Consider the following 20769-nt stretch of genomic DNA (forward strand, 5'->3'; position numbering starts at 1 on the left):
TGCCTCACGCGACTCTTTATATTTGCTATTAATCCGGTCCGGGCCTTGAAACGGTATTTGCAGGCCCCAATCTGAAGGCTCATACAGGGGGTCTTTCTCACGGAAGGCATCAATAAACTTTTTATAAAAACAGGCAGTAACATGGCTGAAGAATTAAACGGCGCGGCAAACGCAGAGGCTCCACAAGTACAATTCGCGATGCAGCGCATCTACCTGAAGGATCTCTCCTTCGAGACTCCCATGGGCGTTGAGGTTTTCAAGAAACAGTGGAAGCCCCAGGTAAATCAGGAGCTGAACACCAAGACCGCCAAGGTTGAAGAAGACCTGTACGAAGTGGCACTGACGCTCACTATCACCGTGAAGCTGGAAGAAGACACGGCTTTCCTGGTGGAAGTGAAGCAGGCTGGTCTGTTCGGTATCAAGGGACTGGAAGGTCAGCAGCTGGCTCAGGCCCTGAATACTGCCTGCCCACAGATCCTGTTCCCATACGCTCGCGAAGTGATCGACAACGCGGTTGTTAAGGGTTCTTTCCCGGCTCTGATGCTGCCGCCGGTCAACTTCGACGCCCTGTTTGCCCAAGCCCTGAATCAGGCGCAGCAACAAGCGGAAGGCGCACAGGCTAACGCGGACGCATAATCCGTTGGTCGCGAGTTCGAGTCTCGCTGGGCCCACCATCCAGAATTCAAAAAAAGCCCTACAAGCCCTCGTGTTTACAGGGCTTTTTCTTTTTTAGCCTAAAAATCCAGCCCTGAAAAAACCCAGTTACACAAACGAAGGAATGCGGGCTGTAGAGGAAAGTTACACAAAATTGTGCAACCCCTAAATTGTCCTGTAACCCTATTGAATTCACGCCATACAAATAAAGCTGGCTACTTGCGCAGGTACGTTTTAAAGCTGCAAACCGTGCATTTACCCCATTATCTTTACACCCCGTATTCTGCGGCTATTCACGCCCGTTTATGCACCATCTAAAACGTGCAAAAAAAAGTGTCAAAAAAGTCTCGCGGGAGATGAGGAGGAGAATTTTTTCTGGGGGGGTTGTTTTTTCGCGTGAACACTGGCCTGGGGTGGTATTGGTAAGTGATAAGCGTTATCAAAGAGAAATTTGGTCTAATTTACGTTGGCTATAGCCAAGTTTTATACAAGACCCTAATGAGTGAAGTTTTTGATCTTAACCATATGAATTTCTTATCAGCTTAAAAAATAGACACGTAAATAGATGCATGCCAATACATAAAAAGTTAAACACTATTTTGTATATCTAACTGTTTAAATAAGTAATTAATTAAAAAGACAATTAAGGAGCTACATGTTACTTACGGATTATTTAAATCCAGGTTTTTCTGGTTACTTGGACAGAACTCTTCTTGGTGAAGACCTACCAATTTATGCAGATATAAAAGAGTCTGACCATTTAGTTATTTATTTAAATGGATCAATTAACCGTAAAATCAAACAACCTCCAGTTTTTCATCGTCAGTCATGGACAAAAGACACCCCTTTCTCTTCTATTGTTATTTCTGACAAATCTGTAGAAATTAATGACAGTCTAGAACTTGCTTGGTATCTAGGGAAGCCTAACGGGTCATTCTTACGCTCTGTTGTATCTGCGATTACAAAAATCCGAGACTCATTAAAATTAAGAAATAATAAAATTATATTTTATGGCACTTCCGGTGGAGGTTATGCAGGTATATTACTAGCCAGCATTCTTAGAGGGTCATCATGCATTGCGGGAAATGCGCAAACTGATTTGAGTAAGTTTAATTACAAAATATTTGATAAGTTCATTGATAACACTGGGTACAAACCTACACACCAGAAAATAAATATTATGAGATATTTATCTGATAAGAAGTACATCCCACAAATTACTTTTCTACAGAACACCCAGGACTTAACTCACTTTAACAACCATTATCTACCATTTATAAAATGGTATGGGGAAAATAGGGGAGCATTAATTTCTTATGGGCCTTGTGAGTTCATAGAATACGATAAAGAAGGAGGCCACAGTGGAGTTCAAAGCAAAAGTGAAACAATCGAGACGCTAGAAAGAATTTCGAGCAGAAATACTAACCTGCCAACAACTATTATTGCTAAAGACAAGCCAGATGAAGCCCTTCCTATTGATACTTTTTTTGATTTAATTGAGGTTGAAGGGGTTTTTGAAAAAGTCGGCGAAAAACTTCTTATTTTTATTAAAGGGGATATAACCGACACTGACATAAAAGCTCTAGTAAGCACCGGATGGCGTCTTTCAAATTCAGTAGGTTATTTTAAATACCTAACCTCAAGTGAGAGGGTTAATACCTTTTCAGTAAAGATTCCTAAAATGGAAAAAGAATATGAAAGTGGAATTATCAGGTGGGCTTCCAAATATGAAGTTAAAGTAAAAATACTAAGCTGTAAAATTGAAAATAACTTTTCAAAAGAAAAGAATAAAGCCGCATCAATTGCATAATAACAAGAATATCAAACTTCAGTCTCAGTAACTTTAATCTCAGTTGCCTAAGGCTTTATTTTGATTGCATCAGATTTAACACTATTGAATGAATCTGGTTTATCTATTTTAGCATACTCAGCCACACTAGCATGAGTGTGGCTTTTGATAGCATCATCCAAGGCTTCTACCTGTGCAGCCAAAGCCTCAGCCTGAGTAACTAAATCAACTGTTTTTGATCCTAGATTAATTTTTGTTGCTACTGTTTCAGACTCACCACCAGTATGGTCACTAATATCTTTAGTGGCGGTACGGGTTATATGCTTTCCTGCCACCTGATTAATACTTCCCAGAGATAATAAATTAAATACGCTGGCCGATATAATATGTATGGCGCTGGCTTAAATTTGTTTTTTTATCTATGTCTTCAATGCTATGTCGAAGTACACGCTTAAATTATTCATCCAAGGTTTCTATTTTTCTGTGGGACTCTAACTCATAGTTAAAGCAATTATCTTTAATATCTTCATTGGTTTTTCGGTTCTATTTTCCCGATGCATCCACGCTCTGCTTTACATCTTCACTTTGCTGCCATGGCATGCTGAGCTCATCCATCCAAGGTAAGGCTTGATGTTCACCCAACACAGAACGAACAAAAGGCCTCTCAGATGAAACATTTGACCAAACGATTTCCACCAGCATTCCATTTGGCGGTAAATCAAAAAAACCTCGTTAACCTCCGCTACCCTGAAAAGAAATTGGCACAGTATATTTTTATATAGATGTACTTTTCAGTTGGCTATCTAACAAAGCTACATCAACCCTAAGCGTGGTCGGTAACTGTCATTAATGCCTCCTTTCTTAGGGGTATCGGGTACGGCTAATACTTCAATCATGACGGGCAAATAATAACCGCAGCCAACTCTGGAAACTCCTTGGTTATTTGTTTTCTTAATTCTGGGTTCATGCTACAGCCCTTATTTTTTTATCCTAAGGGTTTGCCAGCCAATTTAAACGCATAGTTTCGTTTTGAAAATCCAGACTATTTATAAAGAATGTTTTTCTGCTACTTCAATTTGTACACCAGAGCGTAACTCTGGTAATAAAGGCAAGACTCCTCCATTAACACTCACTGACTGAAAAATATTAGAAGGTAATCTAACTAACTTCTTACTAGGTACAGATTTTCCAATCTCGTCAATATAAATTTTTCTTTCGGTTTATTGGTGTCAAAAACCTTTCGACAACTGCCTGGCATTTAATAAGTAATCCAGCACCCTATAGCCACCACCGATATGTTGAAATCTAGCCGGAGTAATATTTACCCAGTTACTATCGGGCAAGATGAATTCCAATCTTGTTTTACTGCTAATTATTTATAGAACCTTATCCGGTATTGCATGGCGTAAATTAATAGGTGTGGTTTGATTTAGTGGCGCTGAGAATCCATGGCCCACCACCTTATGCAAGCCATTTTGAACAGGAGTTACACACTCGACAAAGCCATAGAAAATTCGACGTAATCCCCTATTACTTAATTGAGTATTAATTTCTAATCGGTCTCCCGTTACTGGATTTTCATCACCAGAAACCAACAAAATTCAATGACCTGAAGTCTGCACTTGCAAGCGAACTTGATCACTAACTAATTTGTAATTATTACCATTAATTTTTAATTGCTTGGTTATCTTTATTCTATGGTCAAATAGTTATATGTTTTTTAGCAATTTATAAACATTGCCATGATTTACATCTTCCGCCTCTTCTATTGTTGTGCTAATCACCTTCCTAGTAACGCTATCTACAACAGGCTCGACGGTAGGGCTAGAACGCTCCTCTTTTTGCTAAGCCACGCTATTAAATTGTTTTAACGAAAAATCCACGCTCCAAGTATCAAACTTAGCCATCTTATTAACATTAAAATCATGGGTAAAAGTAACTTGACGAACATCACCAACGTTGGCGGTTTGTCGACCACGGTGTAAACCGTTCGGCTACCATCCTAATTAAACGATTTAGCCAATTTAACCAGGTCTTTTAGGTGATCTTCATTTTCAAAGGGAGCGACACCAGCCATGGTAGTTATCTGTTACAAGCCCATTCCTATAAAACTCCAAACCAACAGAGGTGAATTCATTTGTTGATTTTCCATTAACATTTAATTTTAAATGAACATCATCTAAAGATTTACTTTTTGAATTGTAAAAACTGTTCTGGAGCCTGATTCACCTTGCGGGCTTACTGTATAATTCCACTAAATTGCTTCCTGTATCGTAATTTTTGTATTGGTTGCAGAAAGTACAGTCAAAAACTCTGCAAAATAATTTCTTGTTGGAGAATCTCCCAACTGATCTTCCCCAGCATCTGCTGATAGACAGTTAGTATACCCCTAATAAAAATCATATCTCCAGGTATCAATTCTGATCCATGAGCATCAATCACACTAAAGCCCTTAAAAACATTATTTGTTATAGCTGTATCAGCACCTACACTTTCCTTAGCGATTAATGAACCATTAAGCAGCTTCCTATCATCAATACACTCAATATCAACACTCTTAAAGACTTTAATATTTGAATTATTTAGATTACATGGCGAAGTTATCAACCCCTTTACCTTATATTCACTATGAAATGTCGCCAGACTCTGTATTATCATTGAATCATCAGCCACACCATCACCAACGCACCCAAATTGTTTATTAGTTACATCAGAAATTACATTTAATCTACAACAAGTAACCATTATCCATTTTTAGTAAAAATAAATACCAGTCATTTATGAGATCCAGCGGGGGCTGCCTATGCAATGGGATTTACCCAATCCCTTTATCCACAGAGTCAGGGTAAGTGCTGAGCATGTGGATGGATTACACCATGCTAATAATGCCGAGTATGTGCGTTGGTGCGAGGCTACCGCCTGGGCCCATAGTGCCGCATTGGGTCTGGATGTCATAAATTACCAGGACCTCGACCGGGGAATGGCCATTCGTCATGGGCAATATGACTATATACTGGCGGCGAAAGAGGCGGATGAACTGGTATTCGGCACCTGGCTCACCGAGGTGGATGGGCGCCTGAATATGACCCGCCACTTTCAAGTCTTTCGCGCCGCCGATGGAGCATTGGTATTGCGGGCCCAGTGGCGGTTGGTATGCATCGAACTTTCCAGTGGTAGACCGAAGCGCATGCCGGCGATCTTCAAGGAAATTTACAGTCCGGCAGTGACTGCCCCGGAGGCTGAAAAAAATGAGTGAAGAGTTTGTAACCCTGACAGAAAACACAGGGGCGCTTAAGGACAAGACCATCTTTATCACTGGCGCTAGCCGCGGTATTGGCCGTGCTATAGCGCTCAAGTGCGCGGCGGATGGCGCTAATATTGTGATCGCCGCCAAGTCCGCAGAGCCCCACCCGAAGCTACCCGGCACCATCTTCTCTGTAGCGCAGGAGGTGGAGAGCGCTGGCGGTAAGGCCTTGGCCCTGCAGGTGGATGTGCGCGATGAGCAGCGGGTGCAGGAAGCGATGGCGCAGGCAGCCGACAAGTTTGGTGGTATCGATGCAGTGATCAATAACGCCGGCGCGATCAACCTGAGCAATGTCGAGTCCACCCCGCCCAAGCGTTACGATCTGATGCAAGACATCAACAGCCGCGCAGTGTACCTGACGGCACACCTGGCGATTCCCTACCTGAAGAAATCGGATAGCGCCCATATCCTCAGCCTGTGTCCACCGCTTAACCTACAGCCCAAGTGGCTGGGGCCTTTTGCGCCCTACGCACTGTCCAAGTTTGGCATGACTATCCTCAGCCTGGGGTTGGCGGAGGAGTTGCGCGAGGCGGGGGTTGCCGTTAATACTCTGTGGCCGCGCACTCTGGTGGCTACCGCCGCCATTGAGTTTGCCGTGGGTAGCCGCGAGATGTTTGAACAGAGCCGCAGGCCGGCGATTATGGCCGATGCTGCCTACGAAGTACTGATCACCAAGGAAGCCGCCTTGAGCGGGTGTCAGCTGATCGATGAGGAACTTCTGGTGGAACGCGGGGTAAAAGATTTTACCGACTATGCCCACAACCCCGATAATGCGGGGGACCTGACTAAGGATTTATTTTTGGACTGACGCTGGCGGGGGTATTTCATGAGCGGCGACAGCAAGCTATTTAAAGACGCTCTCGGTGAGCTGGGAGACGTGAAACCGCTGGTGCAGGAGCGCCGCGTCACCCTGCGCAAGGAGAGCGAGCCATCCGAGCGTATCTTGCGCGAGCGCCGTGCTGCTGCGACGCGTTTGACCGAGAGCGAAATGAACCCTCTTTCCGGTGAGTATATTGAGCTTGTGGCGCCCTGGGACCCTATCGAATTCAAGCGCGATGGGGTGCAGAACGGTGTTTATCGCAATCTGCGCCTGGGCAAGTACACGGTGGATGCACGTCTCGACCTGCATCGTCACTCGGTGGAAATGGCGCGCAGCGCCGTTGTGGAGTTTGTGCGTGATTGTGTCGAGGCGGATGTGCGCTGTGCGCTTATTACCCACGGCAAGGGCGAGGGCCGCAAGCAGCCCGCACTTTTGAAAAGCTGTATCTATCATTGGCTGCCGCAACTGGATGAGGTGCTGGCATTCCACAGCGCGCAAAAACAACATGGTGGTATGGGCGCTACTTACCTTTTGCTGCGCAAGAGCGAGCGCAAGCGTCAGGAGAATCTGGAGAGACATCAGCGGCGTTTTTAAGGACCGCTATGTCATTTTTTTGTCATCTGTGGGCACTATGATACGCGCCGAGGCTTTCCAACGTGAATGCGCATCTGACTCATCTGTTTGATTCTTCTTGATTGTAATATTGGCGACCCTTTGGGTCGCCTTTTTTATGGCTGCGCTACAGGCATTGGTACCGGGAATTCAACGCATAATGTCATCGACCCGGTTAAATTCTAGCCGTGTGGATTTGTCATTACTGCTCAAGATCAGCTTGTCGCCCACCACTTCGAGAAAACGGGTTTTGCGCAGGGCTTTCAGGTAGTCGGCCTCTAGTTCATCACTGGGGCGGCGATCTCCCACTCTGGAGATAATCGGCGACCTGGGCCAGGAAAGTTCGCCGCTGCTCTCGAGAGAAAAGCGCCCCAGATAGGGGTTGATGCCACCGTTACCCCGTACGTAGCCGAAGCGATCACAGGTAAAGAATGGGCGCTCGCGCCAGAACTTTTTCCACAGTAGCGTGTACTCGTAGGTGTTCTCGCCATCTCGGAGGTTTGAGAGTATCCAGTCGTGCTCACAGGCAGACCACGCCGGCTGTTTGGGGGGCTGGGGAGTGGGCTCCCTGAAAGACATACACCCGGAAAAAAGCAGGCTCAATACGGCTGGGACCACAAGCTGCAAGCGTAAGTGAGATCGCGGCATGATGTCGTTCTCATTGTTTTTGCGACATTTAATCGTAAAAGCTATCAGTGGTCTGTGGTGGTGTTCAAGATCCTGCCCTGACATATTCAATATAAATATCGCCAGAGGCGTCGCGAAGGATCAAACGCTTACCGCGGGACTTGGTAAATGCCTGGCGAGTACCGGCCAGGGCGCGCAGGTAGGCATTTTCCTGCTGCAGTAGGATCTCCGGGCCGCTCATCTTGGTCGAGGCGAAGCTGGAACTGTCCCACAACATCAGGCCGTTTTCAGTTATCTGCAGCTCGCCACGGTAGGTATTAATACCGCTGCGCCCCATCACATTGCCATCGAGATTACACACGAAAGTAAAATCTGCAGGCTTCTGGATCGGCACCGCAGCGCCGTTAATACGCAGGCGTACCAGCTGCCACTTCTTATTGCAGACCGAACTTGCAGTTCCCGCACTCTGCACAACTCGGGCTTCTTCCGCACTGTTCGACAGGCATCCGCCAATGACCAGCAGGGCCCCCAGCAGCCACAGTTGCACCAACCTGCTCATCGGCGAGTTACTCCCTGACCCTTGCACCTACAATCTCAAACGGGCCTGTCGCTTTAGCCTATAACCCGCTCTATGCAAAGCTTAGTCGCTGGCCTCCATTGAGAGACGACAGGTGTGACAAGCTATGCTTCTCCTGTGAAAGTGAGTGCTATCCGGGCAGTAAAACGAGGCTAGGTGCGGCATGATCCGGCGGACAAAAATAGTCGCAACACTGGGTCCCTCAACCGATAAGGGGGACACCCTGGGACAACTGGTCGCCGCCGGGGTGAACATCGTGCGCCTGAATTTTTCCCATGGTGAAATCGACGAGCACCGCCGCCGCGCCGAGCAGGTTCGGGCAGAGTCCGCTCGCCAAGGGTGTCATATCGCCATATTGGGTGATCTTCAGGGGCCGAAAATTCGTGTGGGCAAGTTCACCGATGGCGGTGTGCATCTCAGCACTGGTGCCGAGTTTACTCTGGACCCTACTTGGCCAAGGGAGCAGGGCAACAGCGCCGGGGTTTCGGTGGATTACACCGAGCTGGCCGAGGACTGCCGCCCAGGAGATACCCTGCTGCTGGACGACGGGCGACTCAGTCTGCAGATCAAGAAAATTGAAGGCAGTGCGGTTATCACTGAGGTACAGGATGGGGGCTGGCTCTCCAATCGAAAAGGAATTAACAAGCGGGGCGGTGGCCTCACCGCGCCTGCATTAACGGACAAGGATTTGTGCGATATTCAAGTTGTCGCCGATCTGCGGCTGGACTACTTGGCGGTGTCCTTTCCTCGCGATGCGCGGGATATTCATAGGGCGCGGGAGCTTCTACAGCAGGCGGGGGGTAGCAGCCAGATTGTCGCCAAGATTGAACGGGCCGAGGCGATCTCTTCTGATGAACACTTGCAGGAGCTGATTCTGGCGAGCGATGTCATCATGGTGGCACGCGGCGATCTGGCAGTAGAGATTGGCGATGCGGAATTGATGGGGGTGCAAAAACATTTAATTCGTTTTGCCCGCTATCTGAATCGCACGGTAATTACAGCAACACAGATGATGGAGTCAATGATCTCCAGCCCTGTGCCTACGAGGGCGGAGGTGTGTGATGTCGCCAATGCGGTGTTGGATGGCACCGATGCGGTAATGTTGTCGGCGGAAACCGCCAGCGGGGACTACCCGGTGGAGACTGTTCGGCATATGGACGAGGTAATTATTGGGGCGGAAAAACACCGTGCAACACAGCGCCCTTCGGATAGTTTGCGTGGCAATTACCCTGCCGGGGATGCCTGTATCGCCATGGCTGCAATCACCATTGCCAATCACTGTCGAGATATCAAGGCTATTATCTGCCAGACAGAAACGGGCAACACAGCCCTTTTGATGTCCAGGGTTCGCGCAGCCATTCCGATTTACGCGTTTTGTCGGCACCGTAGAGTTTGTAACCGAGTTGCCCTTTATCGCGGCGTCGATCCGGTTTTAATGGCGGTGGCGGGTATGGATGGCCCCTCCCGTGACCACAAGGCAATCGACCACTTGAAGCAGCGCAGTCTTTTAAAATCGGGGGATTTTGTCTTGGTTTCCCGTGGCTATCGACAAGATGCCGGCGGCCAGACTGATACCCTACGGGTCGTAAGAGTTGAGTAATCATTTTTTCCGCTCTGGGCGAAAATTCAATTTTTATTTTTAAATCGAAATCCCTACTTTTTTATCTGTATTTTTCTGGCATTTAATAAATTCGTTTTTAGCCGGAACGTGCGCAGCGCACTAGAGTTTTTGTTTCCAGTTCCTGTTCAACGCAGTGAAATTTTTTTCCGTTGAGTGATAAAGATTTTGGGGTGCCCTGTGATTTAGTTGTGGAGCAGCCGGTAATGCTTATTACCAGTGTCACTGCAAGCAGTTTCGGCAGGAGTTTCTGCACTGCACTTACCTCGCAAGGTTTACAGGATTAGCTTTCTTAACTCAGATTAGTGGTAATAGCTGTCAGAGTGAGGAAAAAAACGCCAATTTGCAAAAACTGGCGACAGCTATTGAATGGCTAAAGATAAGCCAGATATTGGTAGCCAGTGAGCAAACTCGCCGGTCACCATTGTGGGGCGGATGTGAATTATCAAAGAGAGGTTTTCTAATTACATTTTTTTTGCGCGCAAATAAGTAATCGAATATTTCTAAATGATTAATTCAAAGTTATTAGCGGACCCATTTAAAACTTGTATTGACGTTGTTTTGTGAATTGGTGAGTCCGCAAAATGCCAGTAATATTATTGATCTGTACCGGCATTTTGCGGGCAGAATAAAATAACTGGGTTTCAGCTATTTCATGGTTGGGTTAATAGCAGCTAAACACTAGCGTCTTCTATGGTGATGCCCACCGCGGACGCGATGGTGTCCACGCACTCTGTAGCTGCGGTGGCTGCGATATCCTCGGTGGCCGCCGCGATAGTAACGGTGCTGGGCACGATAGCGGATTTGTGCAGCACCGGGGGAGTTAAAGCGGTTGTAGTAGGGAAGCCCGCGATAAAAGTACCTGGCCCGGTAGCGGGGGTTGCCGCGATAACCTGGTGCGCGGTAATAGGAGTAGGCACCGCGATAATAATAGCCATAGCGCGGGGTTGCCCGGTAATACTGGTAAACCGGTGTGCGGTAAGAGACATAGATATTACTGGAGGGATAGTAGTTCGGGGTTGCGTAAGGGTAAACAAAGGAAGAGGTGTAGGCCACTCCCCCTCCTCTGTAGTAACCGCCGTAGTAGCCACCGTTATAGTAACTATCGGTTGCACAGGCGCCTAAAGTTAGGGCCGTGCATACCGTGACGGCAATAAAAGCCGTCTTAACAGCTCTATTCATAGTGCAATCTCCGGTAAGCGAAAGTTCCCCCCGGAGAGGCCCGGCAGGGGCCAAGCCCCTTTATGTGTGCCAAATGGACGCACACAGAATTTCTTTCTCAGTAGGGCCTGGCCTGGTAGGGCGGATCCGGCAGATCAATTACCTGGTAACTTGTGTTCACCACCGCGGGCGGCCTCAGGCGATAAAAATTCCCATCCCAGTAAAAGTTGCAATGCTGCATGTTGTGGCAGGTTCCATCGGGGTGGCAGTGGGCATAGCGGCCCCGTAGGTTGTAGTATGACTTGCTGTAATAAGGGCTATATCCGTAATAGCTAGCTGAGCAGTCATAGCCTCCTCCGCAGGGGTAACCTGTTCCGTTACAGGCTGACAGAGCAAAACCTGTGGCAATAGCCAGCGCGTAGCCCGAGTGGCGGAGCAGCCGAAGCGACAGCGGTTTCATCTAGACCTCCACACCTTTTGGCGGGTAAAACGTCTAATTGTCAGCCTAGCACTTTTGGCGCAAATTTCCTCACAAAGAAAAAAATTTGTTCTAGCGGTACCTGATAAAGAAAAACTTGTCTCTTTACTGATTTTTTTGTTTTAAATCGCGACCGCGGACAAACAGCTACTTTAGAGTCGCTGTTGCTGGCGGACCAAAGACAGAGAAAAAAATACCGGGATTTAGGCCCCGGTATTTAGTAACGAAATCTTCTATAAAATTTAATTTATAGAAATTAAAGGAAATTAATGACTGCTTGGGAGCAGGGCTGGATCAATGGATTCCAGGTAGGCGCCGCTGCTTAGCAATTGCTTCGCCTCTTCAATATCCGGGGCAAAGTAGCGGTCCTTGTCATAGAAGGGTACTCGCGCGCGCAGTTTTGCCTTGGCGGCTTCCAGTTTTTCCGTAGATTTTAACGGCGCACGGAAATCCAATCCCTGGCAGGCCGCGAGTAGCTCTACCGCCAGGATGCCACAGGTATTGTCGGCCATATCCCTCAGGCGACGGCCGGCAAAGGTGGCCATGGATACATGGTCTTCCTGGTTGGCGGAGGTGGGCAGTGAGTCCACACAGGCGGGGTGCGCCATGGATTTGTTCTCACTGGCAAGCGCTGCTGAGGTGACCTGAGCGATCATAAAGCCGGAGTTCACCCCGCCATTTTCCACCAGGAAGGGAGGCAGGCCGGATAGGTTGCTGTCGATCAACAGCGCCATGCGACGCTCGGAAAGGGAGCCGATTTCTGCCAATGCCAGCGCCAGGTTGTCGGCGACCATCGCTACCGGTTCTGCATGGAAGTTACCACCGGAAATAATGTCGGAGTTATTCGGATTTTCCTCGTCGGTAAATACCAGCGGGTTATCGGAAACACCATTTGCCTCGGCCAACAATACTTCTGCAGCGAAGCGCATTTGTTGCAGACAGGCACCCATGACCTGGGGCTGACAGCGCAGGGAGTAGGGGTCCTGCACCTTTTCGCAGAATTGGTGGGAATCACCGATCTGGCTGGTTTCACCGAGCAGGTCCCGATAAATTGCCGCTACGTCGCGCTGAGCCTGTTGGCCGCGGGCGTTGTGAATACGATCATCGAAGGGGCGGCGTGAGCCCTTGGCGGCTTCCAGGGTAATGGCACCGGTTACCAGGGCGCCGGCGAATAGGTCTTCACTGGCGAATAGGCCGAGCAGGGCAAAGGCGGTAGAAGCCTGGGTGCCATTTAGCAGGGCGAGGCCCTCTTTGGGAGCCAGGGTAATAGGCTCTAGCCCTGCCGCTTTGAGGCCTTCGTGAGCACTCTTGCGCTCGCCCTTGATAAATACTTCCCCTTCACCGAGAAGTACCACGCTCATATGAGCCAGCGGCGCCAAATCGCCAGAAGCGCCGACAGAACCTTTCTCAGGGATAGCGGGGTAGACACCGGCATTGACCAGTTGCATTAAAGCTTCGATAACCTGCGGGCGCACACCAGAGAAGCCGCGCGCGAGCGAGTTGATTTTCAACACCATCAGCAGACGCACGGTGGCTTCACTCATAAAGTTGCCGGTACCGGCGGCATGGCTAAGTACAATAGCGCGCTGCAGGTTTTCCAGGTCGTGCTTTTCAATGCGGGTGTTGGCCAGTAAACCAAAACCGGTATTAATTCCGTAAACCGTGCGCCCCTCGGTAATAACCTGGGCAACAGTGTGGGCAGAGGCTTCAATAGCGGGATAGGCACTTTTCGCCAGGGACAGTTGCACCGACTCGCGGGCTACGCGGCGCAGTTGCGCAAGGCTCAATTGACCGGGATCGATTTCCAATTGATACATAAATTCATTCACCAAAAAATATTTACTGCTTAGCTGGCTGTTAAAAAACAACCTGCGCGGGCGGTGCGAAAGCGCCTGCCGCAAAATCAAGCACTGAAATGCTTGATTTGAGTGCCCATCTTTGGGGACATGTGCCACAAAGATGGCTTGAAAAAGTTGCCTTTTGGCTTTTTCAACACTCTGTTAGGCGCCGGCGGCGCAGCCCGATAAAAATTATTCGGGCTGTAAAAGATTTCCGCCGGCGGTATTTTTGTTGCGGTAAAAAATCAGTCGTTCAGCATAGGCAGGTCCAGGCCCTGCTCTTTTGCGCATTTTTTTGCGATCTCGTAACCGGCATCGGCGTGGCGCATTACGCCGGTGGCGGGATCATTCCAGAGAACCCGTTCGATACGTTTGCGCGCAGCTTCAGTACCGTCACAGACAATGACCACCCCTGAGTGCTGGGAGAAGCCCATGCCTACGCCACCACCGTGATGCAGGGATACCCAGGTAGCGCCGGAGGCAGTGTTCAGCAGGGCATTCATCAGCGGCCAGTCGGAGACAGCGTCGGAACCATCCATCATGGCTTCAGTTTCGCGGTTGGGACTCGCTACAGAGCCGCTGTCGAGGTGGTCGCGGCCGATCACTACCGGTGCTTCCAATTCACCGTTGGCTACCATCTCGTTAAATGCCAGTGCCAGGCGTGCGCGATCTTTCAGGCCCACCCAGCAGATACGTGCGGGCAGTCCCTGGAAATGAATCCGCTCGCGGGCCATATCGAGCCAGTTGTGCAGCTGTGGATTGTCGGGAATCAGTTCCTTAACCTTGGCATCGGTCTTGTAGATATCTTCCGGGTTTCCGGACAGGGCTGCCCAGCGGAAAGGACCTACACCTTCGCAGAACAGAGGGCGAATATAAGCGGGTACAAAGCCGGGAAAATCGAAGGCATTTTCTACACCTTCCTCGAGAGCCATCTGGCGAATATTGTTGCCGTAGTCGAGGGTCGCGGCTCCGCGCTTTTGCAGCTCCAGCATGGCTTCAACCTGAACCGCCATAGACTGTTTGGCTGCCTTTACTACTGCGGCCTCGTCTTTTTTACGCATTTCTGCGGCGTATTCCATGGTCCAGCCCTGGGGCAGGTAGCCATTTAAAGGATCGTGTGCGGAAGTCTGGTCGGTAACAGAATCCGGCAGAATATTGCGTTTTACAATTTCCGGGAAAATATCTGCTGCGTTGCCCAGCAGACCAACGGAAATGGCTTCGCCTTTTTCCATCGCGGCTTCAATCATTTGCAGTGCTTCATCGAGGCTGGTGGCTTTTTTGTCTACATAGCCGGTGCGCAGACGGAAATCGATACGGGTTTCGTCACACTCTACGGCGATCATGCTGAAACCGGCCATCGTCGCCGCCAATGGCTGAGCGCCACCCATGCCGCCGAGGCCACCGGTAAGAATCCATTTGCCTTTCGCTTCGCCCTTAAAATGTTTGCGTGCGACTGCGGCAAAGGTTTCATAGGTACCTTGGACGATGCCCTGGGAGCCGATATAAATCCAAGAGCCGGCGGTCATCTGGCCGTACATGGCCAGGCCTTTTTTATCTAACTCGTTGAAGTGCTCCCAGTTGGCCCAGTGGGGTACCAGGTTGGAATTGGCAATTAATACCCGAGGTGCATCGGCGTGGGTTTTAAAGACTCCGACGGGCTTGCCGGACTGCACCAGCAGGGTTTCATCGTCTTCCAGGCGCTTTAGCACCTCGACAATTTTGTCGTAGCACTCCCAATCCCGCGCGGCGCGGCCGATACCACCGTAAACCACCAGATCCTCCGGGCGTTCAGCTACCTCGGCGTCCAGGTTGTTCATCAACATGCGCAGGGGAGCTTCGGTGAGCCAGCTTTTGGCATTGAGCTCACTGCCGCGAGGCGCGCGGATTTTGCGGCTGGGGTCGTGGCGTTTATCAGCGGACATACATTCCTCTCAAATTATTAGGTAAAAATTCTTGCGCCCTATGATTGGCAATCCAGTGTTGCTGGGACGTATGAGATACATGCAGAAATTAGAATCTCAGCTGAGCCCCCAGGCGGTAGCGTTTACCCGGGTGCACCAGGCGGGCAAAGCTCACAGTACCGGCGCTACTCTTGGTACGCCGCCACACCTGTAGGCAGGCATCGCCGGTGGCGATCTCCAGTGCGTAGGCAATAGAAGCTTCTGCTGAGATTGCCTCAACCGTGGTATCCGCCTCGGTCAATGGTGCGACTCTGGAAAGATAGGCGTTTGGCGTGGTGTGGGCGAAATCCTGTTGTAAGTATTCGGGAGCCAGGGCCGGATTGGTAAAGCGTTCTTCCCACTGAATGGGAACGCCGTTATCACAGTGCACAATAATGGTGTGAAAAACCTTGGCCTGTTCCGGCACTTCCAGGGCACGGGCTACTTCGGCGTTAGCCATACAATGTTGTGCCAGCAAAATTCGATTGCTGTAGCTGTGGCCGCGTGCTGAAATTTCATCAGCAATATTGCGCACTTCTAACAGGGAGCCAGCCGGTACTGGTTCGGCCACAAATGTACCGAGTCCCTGGGAGCGCATCAGTACCCGCTCATCGGTCAATTCACTTAAAGCGCGTCTGGCGGTCATACGGCTGACACCGAATTCCTGCGCCAGCTGATTTTCTGAGGGCACCTGGAAATGCACAGGCCAGCTGCCGTTTTCGATGTTTTGCCGGATATGGCGCTTGATCGCCGCGTAGCGGGGTTCGCTTGCAGTATTCATACTCGGGTTTAATGCCTTTATGGCTTGTATATGGTTGTATATACAAGAAATAATAGAAGCTACTATGGTTGTCTTAAAGATGACTGTCAAGCCGGGGCGATGGTCTGTATGCTGACTGACCAAATCCCGCTCGGTATTGCACTGGGCATCTATGGTTAAAGAAGGAAAAGCGCGCCGCTAGAAGCTTATGACAGAACGCTGTGACCTACTGATTACGAATGTGAACGCCGCTACCATGGACCCTTCGATTGCCGGGGGCTACGGTGCTGTAGAGGATGCCGCAGTGGCGGTAACCGGCGGCAAGATTGTTTGGCTGGGGCCGCGTCGCGAGTTACCGGACTGTGCTCCAGATAAGGTGATCGACGGTGAGGGGCAGTGGTTGACACCGGGCCTGATCGATTGCCATACCCATCTGGTTTACGGCGGTCACCGCGCCGGAGAATTTGCGCGCCGCCTGGGCGGGGAGAGCTATGAAGAAGTAGCCCGTTCTGGTGGTGGCATTATTTCCACTGTGAGGGCCACTCGTGCCGCCAGTGCTGAGGAATTATACCGTTTGTCGGAGCCGCGCCTTCGCGCCTTGATGTCCGAGGGGGCCACCACTGTCGAGATCAAATCCGGCTATGGCCTGGATCTGGATACGGAGCTGAAACAGCTGCGCACCGCTCGCCGTTTGGCGCAGCACAATTCGGTAGAAATCGTTACCACCTGTTTGGCCGCTCACGCCCTGCCGCCGGAATACGATGGTCGTGCCGATGAATATATCGATTTGATTTGCGAGCAGATATTGCCGGCAGTTGCGCGCGAGCAACTGGCCGATGCGGTGGATATGTTCTGCGAAACCATCGGCTTTACCGTAGAGCAGTGTCAGCGGGTAATTGATGCCGCCAAGCAGTTGGACATGCCCATTAAAGTGCATGCCGAGCAGCTGGCACGCACTGGCGCCACTGAGATGGCAACCAAAGCCAGCGCCCTCTCCGTAGATCATATTGAATATATTAGCGATGCGGATGTGCTGGCCATGGCTGAAAGCGGCACCGTGGCAGTATTACTCCCGGGAGCTTTTTATACTCTGCGCGAGACCCAGATGCCACCGGTAGAGAAACTGCGCGAGGCGGGGGTTTGTATGGCCCTGTCCACCGATCTGAATCCCGGTAGCTGCCCTATCGGTTCTCTGCGGTTAATGATGAATATGGGCTGCAACCTATTTGGCCTTACCCCAGCGGAGGCGTTGGCCGGGGTGACTCGCGCAGCCGCGCGGGCCTTGGGGCTCTGCTGTTCCCGCGGAGTACTGCGGCCCGGATTGCGCGCAGATATGGTGTTATGGCCGATGGATACCCCAGATCAGTTGGCCTATGAATTTGGCGCGCTGAAACCCGCACAGATTTTCCTGGGAGGTAAAGATGTTACAGCTGGCTGATATGCGCTTGTGGAGTGGCCGCACAGACAGTGAGGACGGTCGCGCCGGGGAGCGTTGGCACCAACGTGTTTCGCCGCTGCAGCTGGATAACCCCCCTGGAATTGCCATCCTCGGTTTCGCCTCGGATGAAGGTGTGCGCCGCAATAAAGGGCGTATTGGCGCTGCGAAAGGGCCGCGAATCCTACGCTTGGCGACTGCCAATCTACCCGCCACCTTTGATTTACCTCTTTATGATGCCGGCAATGTACGAGTCGATCGTGAGGATTTGGAATCCGCACAGGCACTACTCGGTGCGCGTATCAATGAGTTGCTGGCTAACGGACACTTTCCCCTGGTTTTGGGGGGTGGACATGAAATCGCGTTTGGTAGTTATCAGGGCATAGCGCGATGGATGCGCGAGCTACACCGGGAAAAGACCCTGGGTATTATCAATTTTGATGCCCATCTGGATTTGCGTATCCCTTCACCCAAGGGCTCCTCGGGTACACCTTTCTATCAAATTGCGGAACAGTGCCAGATCAATGGCCGCCCTTTCAATTATCTCTGTGTCGGTGCTGCCGATAATGCCAATACGCCGGCGCTTTACAATCGTGCCGATGAACTGGGTGCAGAAGTCATTCGCGATCGAGAAATTAGCAGCTGGAATCTGGATAAAATAAAACAGCAGATCCGGGACTTTACCGATAAGGTGGACTTTCTGTACCTCACAGTATGCCTGGACGTATTACCAGCAGCAGTAATGCCTGCGGTCAGTGCCCCCTCTGGGCGTGGAGTCCCGCTGGAATTACTCGAAGAGCTGCTGGATACCGTTCTGGACTCAAACAAGGTTTGCTTGGCGGATATGGCCGAGTTTAATCCCTATTTCGATATTGAAGATCATGGTGCGCGCACTGCAGCAAGGTTGGTTTTCCAAATAACCAATGGGGCCGCGCGCTCAACTCGCCAAGAGTAAGAGGGTAAAGTGGCCTGCAAGGCTGCCAGGGGTTGGCAGCCTTATGCTTCTAAACCGTAATATGCAGCCTCGCGGTAATATTATTGCGGGTTGCATTGGAGTAGGGGCAAACTTCCTCGTGAGCTTTTAAGGCCACGCGTTCAGCTACCACCTGATCCATGCCCGGTAGCTCTATATAGAGATCAACTTCCAGCCCAAAGCCTTTCCCGCTGGGTCCTATGCCAACTTCAGCTCGCACACTGGTATCGTTCGGTGTAGCGACCTTTTCCTTGTCCGCAACAAATTTCATTGCACCGATAAAGCAAGCCGAATAGCCTGCCGCAAATAATTGCTCAGGGTTGGTACCACTTCCGCCATCCCCGCCCAGCTCTTTGGGAATGCTGAGCTTTACGTCTAGGGCGCCATCCGACGAAGCCGCCTGTCCATCACGTCCACCTGTCGCCGTGGCGACTGCCGTATAGAGAGCCTTCATAAGTGTGTCCTCAGAAATTCTGCAGACCAAGTGTAGTTGTCTTGGCTTGTGTCGGTATGTAAGGCCTGAGGTAAATCCGAGTTATCGGATCAAACGAAGATATCGACACTGATTGAAGATGTAGACGAAATTTTTTGTAAGGTTTTTGGCGTCGCCGGTACAGTAATCATTACAAAAAAATGGAGTAGCCGGTGGATTTACGGGATCAATTATTTCAGCAGGCGATAAGCGAGTATGCCGAGGGTATCTCCCGAATAGCGCGCAGCTATGTGCGCACTACTGTAGAACATGAGGATCTGCTCCAGGAGATATGGTTGGGGCTATGGCGAGCGTTGCCTTCCTTTCGAGGGGATGCCAGCTTAAAAACCTTTGTCTATCGCATTGTTCACAATCGTTGTGTAACCGAAATAGCAAGAAGAAAACCTCAACATGCGGGTGAGGAGGAATTGATGACGCTGCCAGACAATCAAGCGGGTCCCGATGAGCGCCTGGAGGAAGAGCGTAAGTCAGAGCGGCTGCTAATTGCGGTTAAAAAACTACCACTGGGTTTACGTCAAACCCTGACCCTGCGTTTAGAGGGGTTAAGCTATATGGAAATTTCAGAAGTGCTTGGTATCAGTGAAAGCAATATTGCCGTGCGCTTGAATCGAGCAAAAGAACGGCTGAACATCTGCTTGTCAGGAGGTGAGTAGTGAATAAAGCGAGCAGTGAAGAACAGTGGTCTGAACTGGAAACTTTATGGAAGCAGCAGCGGGTTAGTACAAGAGTGCCTACTGCCATATTGAAGTGGGTACGTCGTCAGGAGCGGCGTATGCGTTTTGTGATTATTTCCGAGGTTATCACATGGATTGTCTTAGCGCTTTTTATAGTCAAGACAGTACTGGAAAGAAACCTAGCAGATGTATCTATCAGGTTATTCTTTGTATTTAGTATCTTTGCGTTGGGGATTGGATTTTCAATAGTAAATCGACGTGGTTTATGGGGACCATTGGAAGAAACCGCAAAAGCTTATATTGATTTAGCATTATTAAGATTGCGCCGAAAACGAAGGGAGATAAATTTTTGTTGGTTTTATTTATTGATTCAACTTGTAATATTTGCAGTCTGGCACTTCATTTCAATTGAAATTGATCCAAATGCACCATTCATCAAGGATCCTCAAAAAGCCTTCCTAGTTACTTTAGGTGTGACAGCCTTTCTATCCCTACATAGTTACTATGTCTACTGGCGTACAGGACGCGAAAAGGCCAGCTTGGAAGATCTACAAAAAAAATATCTAAATTAGTTGTAAGTAAATTGATGAAGGCGAGACTGTAAAAAAGGACAGCTTTAAAATTGGAATAAGGATATGTTTACAGATCTCGATCAATTAATTAGCCGCTTTTCAGAATTGCTGAGCCAAATTAGTCCGCTAAAGGGCTTTTTATTTATTGTTTTCTTCTTTGCTGTTTGGTTTCTTCCAGCCATAGTTGCATTTTTTCTCAATAGAAAACACTTTCGTAAAATTCTCGCAGCAAATGTGCCTGCAGGGCTTTCCTGGATTGCCTGGGTTGCCCTTTTGGCTTGGGCTGTCACCGGTAAGTTGCGTGATAAAGGCGGTGCGAAGGAGCAGATTACTTCTGATGGAAATAAGGAAACAGGCGTTTCTGGCAAGCACGCAGCATCAAGCGGTCGTTAGGGCTCCATGAGATTGCAGGCTGCGGATAGGACGGATTCATCCTATCCGTTT

21 protein-coding genes are annotated in these 20769 nt (G+C 49.6%); 11 read left to right on the forward strand and 10 right to left on the reverse strand.

Features of this window, described 5'->3' with window-relative positions; translation table 11 throughout:
* The first annotated feature begins 141 nt into the window (after positions 1-141).
* Complete coding sequence (gene secB / locus ACJJIV_RS11980) at positions 142-636, forward strand: protein-export chaperone SecB (protein WP_444883123.1); 495 nt, start codon at positions 142-144, stop codon at positions 634-636.
* A gap of 673 nt (positions 637-1309) precedes the next feature.
* Positions 1310-2464: a hypothetical protein gene (locus ACJJIV_RS11985; protein WP_252083764.1), complete on the forward strand. Its 1155-nt coding sequence runs from the start codon at positions 1310-1312 to the stop codon at positions 2462-2464.
* 47 nt (positions 2465-2511) lie between these two features.
* Here the strand turns inward: ACJJIV_RS11985 and ACJJIV_RS11990 are convergent, their stop codons facing one another.
* Positions 2512-2778: a hypothetical protein gene (locus ACJJIV_RS11990; RefSeq protein ID WP_252083763.1), complete on the reverse strand. Its 267-nt coding sequence runs from the start codon at positions 2776-2778 to the stop codon at positions 2512-2514.
* A 1969-nt stretch (positions 2779-4747) separates the two neighbouring features.
* Positions 4748-5116, reverse strand: coding sequence for a hypothetical protein (locus ACJJIV_RS11995; protein ID WP_444889098.1), 369 nt, complete (start codon positions 5114-5116; stop codon positions 4748-4750).
* Between the two features lie 130 nt (positions 5117-5246).
* Here ACJJIV_RS11995 and ACJJIV_RS12000 point away from each other — a divergent pair, with 130 nt between their 5' ends.
* From ACJJIV_RS12000 to smrA, 3 genes are read left to right on the forward strand one after another with little or no spacing between them, the layout of a single operon-like run.
* Complete coding sequence (locus ACJJIV_RS12000; protein ID WP_444883122.1) at positions 5247-5699, forward strand: acyl-CoA thioesterase; 453 nt, start codon at positions 5247-5249, stop codon at positions 5697-5699.
* Positions 5692-6555 carry an SDR family oxidoreductase gene (locus ACJJIV_RS12005; RefSeq protein ID WP_252083760.1) on the forward strand — a complete coding sequence of 288 codons (864 nt, stop codon included), beginning with the start codon at positions 5692-5694 and terminating at the stop codon, positions 6553-6555. Before ACJJIV_RS12000 ends, ACJJIV_RS12005 begins: the two co-directional genes overlap by 8 nt.
* An 18-nt stretch (positions 6556-6573) precedes the next feature.
* Positions 6574-7161 carry a DNA endonuclease SmrA gene (gene smrA, locus ACJJIV_RS12010; protein ID WP_252083759.1) on the forward strand — a complete coding sequence of 196 codons (588 nt, stop codon included), beginning with the start codon at positions 6574-6576 and terminating at the stop codon, positions 7159-7161.
* A gap of 168 nt (positions 7162-7329) precedes the next feature.
* Here smrA and ACJJIV_RS12015 read toward each other — a convergent pair whose 3' ends face one another.
* Together ACJJIV_RS12015 and ACJJIV_RS12020 are read right to left on the reverse strand one after the other, a co-directional pair.
* Positions 7330-7827 (reverse strand): META domain-containing protein, encoded by a 498-nt coding sequence (locus ACJJIV_RS12015; RefSeq protein ID WP_444889099.1) that lies wholly within the window; start codon positions 7825-7827, stop codon positions 7330-7332.
* A 64-nt stretch (positions 7828-7891) separates the two neighbouring features.
* Positions 7892-8365 (reverse strand): META domain-containing protein, encoded by a 474-nt coding sequence (locus ACJJIV_RS12020; protein ID WP_252083757.1) that lies wholly within the window; start codon positions 8363-8365, stop codon positions 7892-7894.
* 181 nt (positions 8366-8546) lie between these two features.
* Here ACJJIV_RS12020 and pyk point away from each other — a divergent pair, with 181 nt between their 5' ends.
* The gene (gene pyk, locus ACJJIV_RS12025) at positions 8547-9983 is read left to right on the forward strand and encodes a pyruvate kinase (protein WP_444889100.1); all 1437 of its coding nucleotides are present in this window, start codon (positions 8547-8549) and stop codon (positions 9981-9983) included.
* A 699-nt stretch (positions 9984-10682) separates the two neighbouring features.
* Here the strand turns inward: pyk and ACJJIV_RS12030 are convergent.
* The 5 genes from ACJJIV_RS12030 to hutC all read right to left on the reverse strand — a co-directional run bounded on the left by ACJJIV_RS12030 (position 10683) and on the right by hutC (position 16199).
* Positions 10683-11183, reverse strand: coding sequence for a hypothetical protein (locus ACJJIV_RS12030; protein WP_444889101.1), 501 nt, complete (start codon positions 11181-11183; stop codon positions 10683-10685).
* A 97-nt stretch (positions 11184-11280) separates the two neighbouring features.
* On the reverse strand, positions 11281-11622 hold the full coding sequence (locus tag ACJJIV_RS12035; protein ID WP_252083753.1) for a hypothetical protein: 342 nt from the start codon (positions 11620-11622) through the stop codon (positions 11281-11283).
* Between the two features lie 284 nt (positions 11623-11906).
* Positions 11907-13457 carry a histidine ammonia-lyase gene (gene hutH / locus ACJJIV_RS12040; protein ID WP_444889102.1) on the reverse strand — a complete coding sequence of 517 codons (1551 nt, stop codon included), beginning with the start codon at positions 13455-13457 and terminating at the stop codon, positions 11907-11909.
* A gap of 266 nt (positions 13458-13723) precedes the next feature.
* Positions 13724-15400 carry a urocanate hydratase gene (gene hutU / locus ACJJIV_RS12045; RefSeq protein WP_444883116.1) on the reverse strand — a complete coding sequence of 559 codons (1677 nt, stop codon included), beginning with the start codon at positions 15398-15400 and terminating at the stop codon, positions 13724-13726.
* 88 nt (positions 15401-15488) lie between these two features.
* Positions 15489-16199, reverse strand: coding sequence for a histidine utilization transcriptional repressor HutC (gene hutC, locus ACJJIV_RS12050; RefSeq protein ID WP_252083750.1), 711 nt, complete (start codon positions 16197-16199; stop codon positions 15489-15491).
* Positions 16200-16386: 187 nt separating this feature from the next.
* Here hutC and hutI point away from each other — a divergent pair, with 187 nt between their 5' ends.
* Entirely contained in the window at positions 16387-17616 is a 1230-nt protein-coding gene (hutI, locus tag ACJJIV_RS12055; RefSeq protein WP_252083749.1) for an imidazolonepropionase, read from the forward strand.
* Entirely contained in the window at positions 17600-18568 is a 969-nt protein-coding gene (hutG, locus tag ACJJIV_RS12060; RefSeq protein ID WP_444889103.1) for a formimidoylglutamase, read from the forward strand. The genes hutI and hutG overlap by 17 nt, the downstream gene beginning before the upstream one ends.
* A gap of 49 nt (positions 18569-18617) precedes the next feature.
* On the opposite strand, the gene ACJJIV_RS12065 is transcribed toward hutG, so the two are convergent.
* Entirely contained in the window at positions 18618-19040 is a 423-nt protein-coding gene (locus tag ACJJIV_RS12065; protein ID WP_444889104.1) for an organic hydroperoxide resistance protein, read from the reverse strand.
* Between the two features lie 191 nt (positions 19041-19231).
* Between ACJJIV_RS12065 and ACJJIV_RS12070 the strand changes: the two genes are divergently transcribed.
* The 3 genes from ACJJIV_RS12070 to ACJJIV_RS12080 all read left to right on the forward strand — a co-directional run bounded on the left by ACJJIV_RS12070 (position 19232) and on the right by ACJJIV_RS12080 (position 20718).
* Positions 19232-19732, forward strand: a complete 501-nt coding sequence (locus ACJJIV_RS12070; protein WP_444889105.1) for an RNA polymerase sigma factor — start codon at positions 19232-19234, stop codon at positions 19730-19732.
* Positions 19732-20325 (forward strand): hypothetical protein, encoded by a 594-nt coding sequence (locus ACJJIV_RS12075; protein ID WP_444889106.1) that lies wholly within the window; start codon positions 19732-19734, stop codon positions 20323-20325. Before ACJJIV_RS12070 ends, ACJJIV_RS12075 begins: the two co-directional genes overlap by 1 nt.
* Positions 20326-20388: 63 nt before the next feature.
* Complete coding sequence (locus tag ACJJIV_RS12080) at positions 20389-20718, forward strand: superinfection immunity protein (RefSeq protein WP_444889107.1); 330 nt, start codon at positions 20389-20391, stop codon at positions 20716-20718.
* The last annotated feature ends 51 nt before the right edge of the window (positions 20719-20769 follow it).

Source organism: Microbulbifer mixtoriginis (SeqCode), assembly GCF_052466765.1.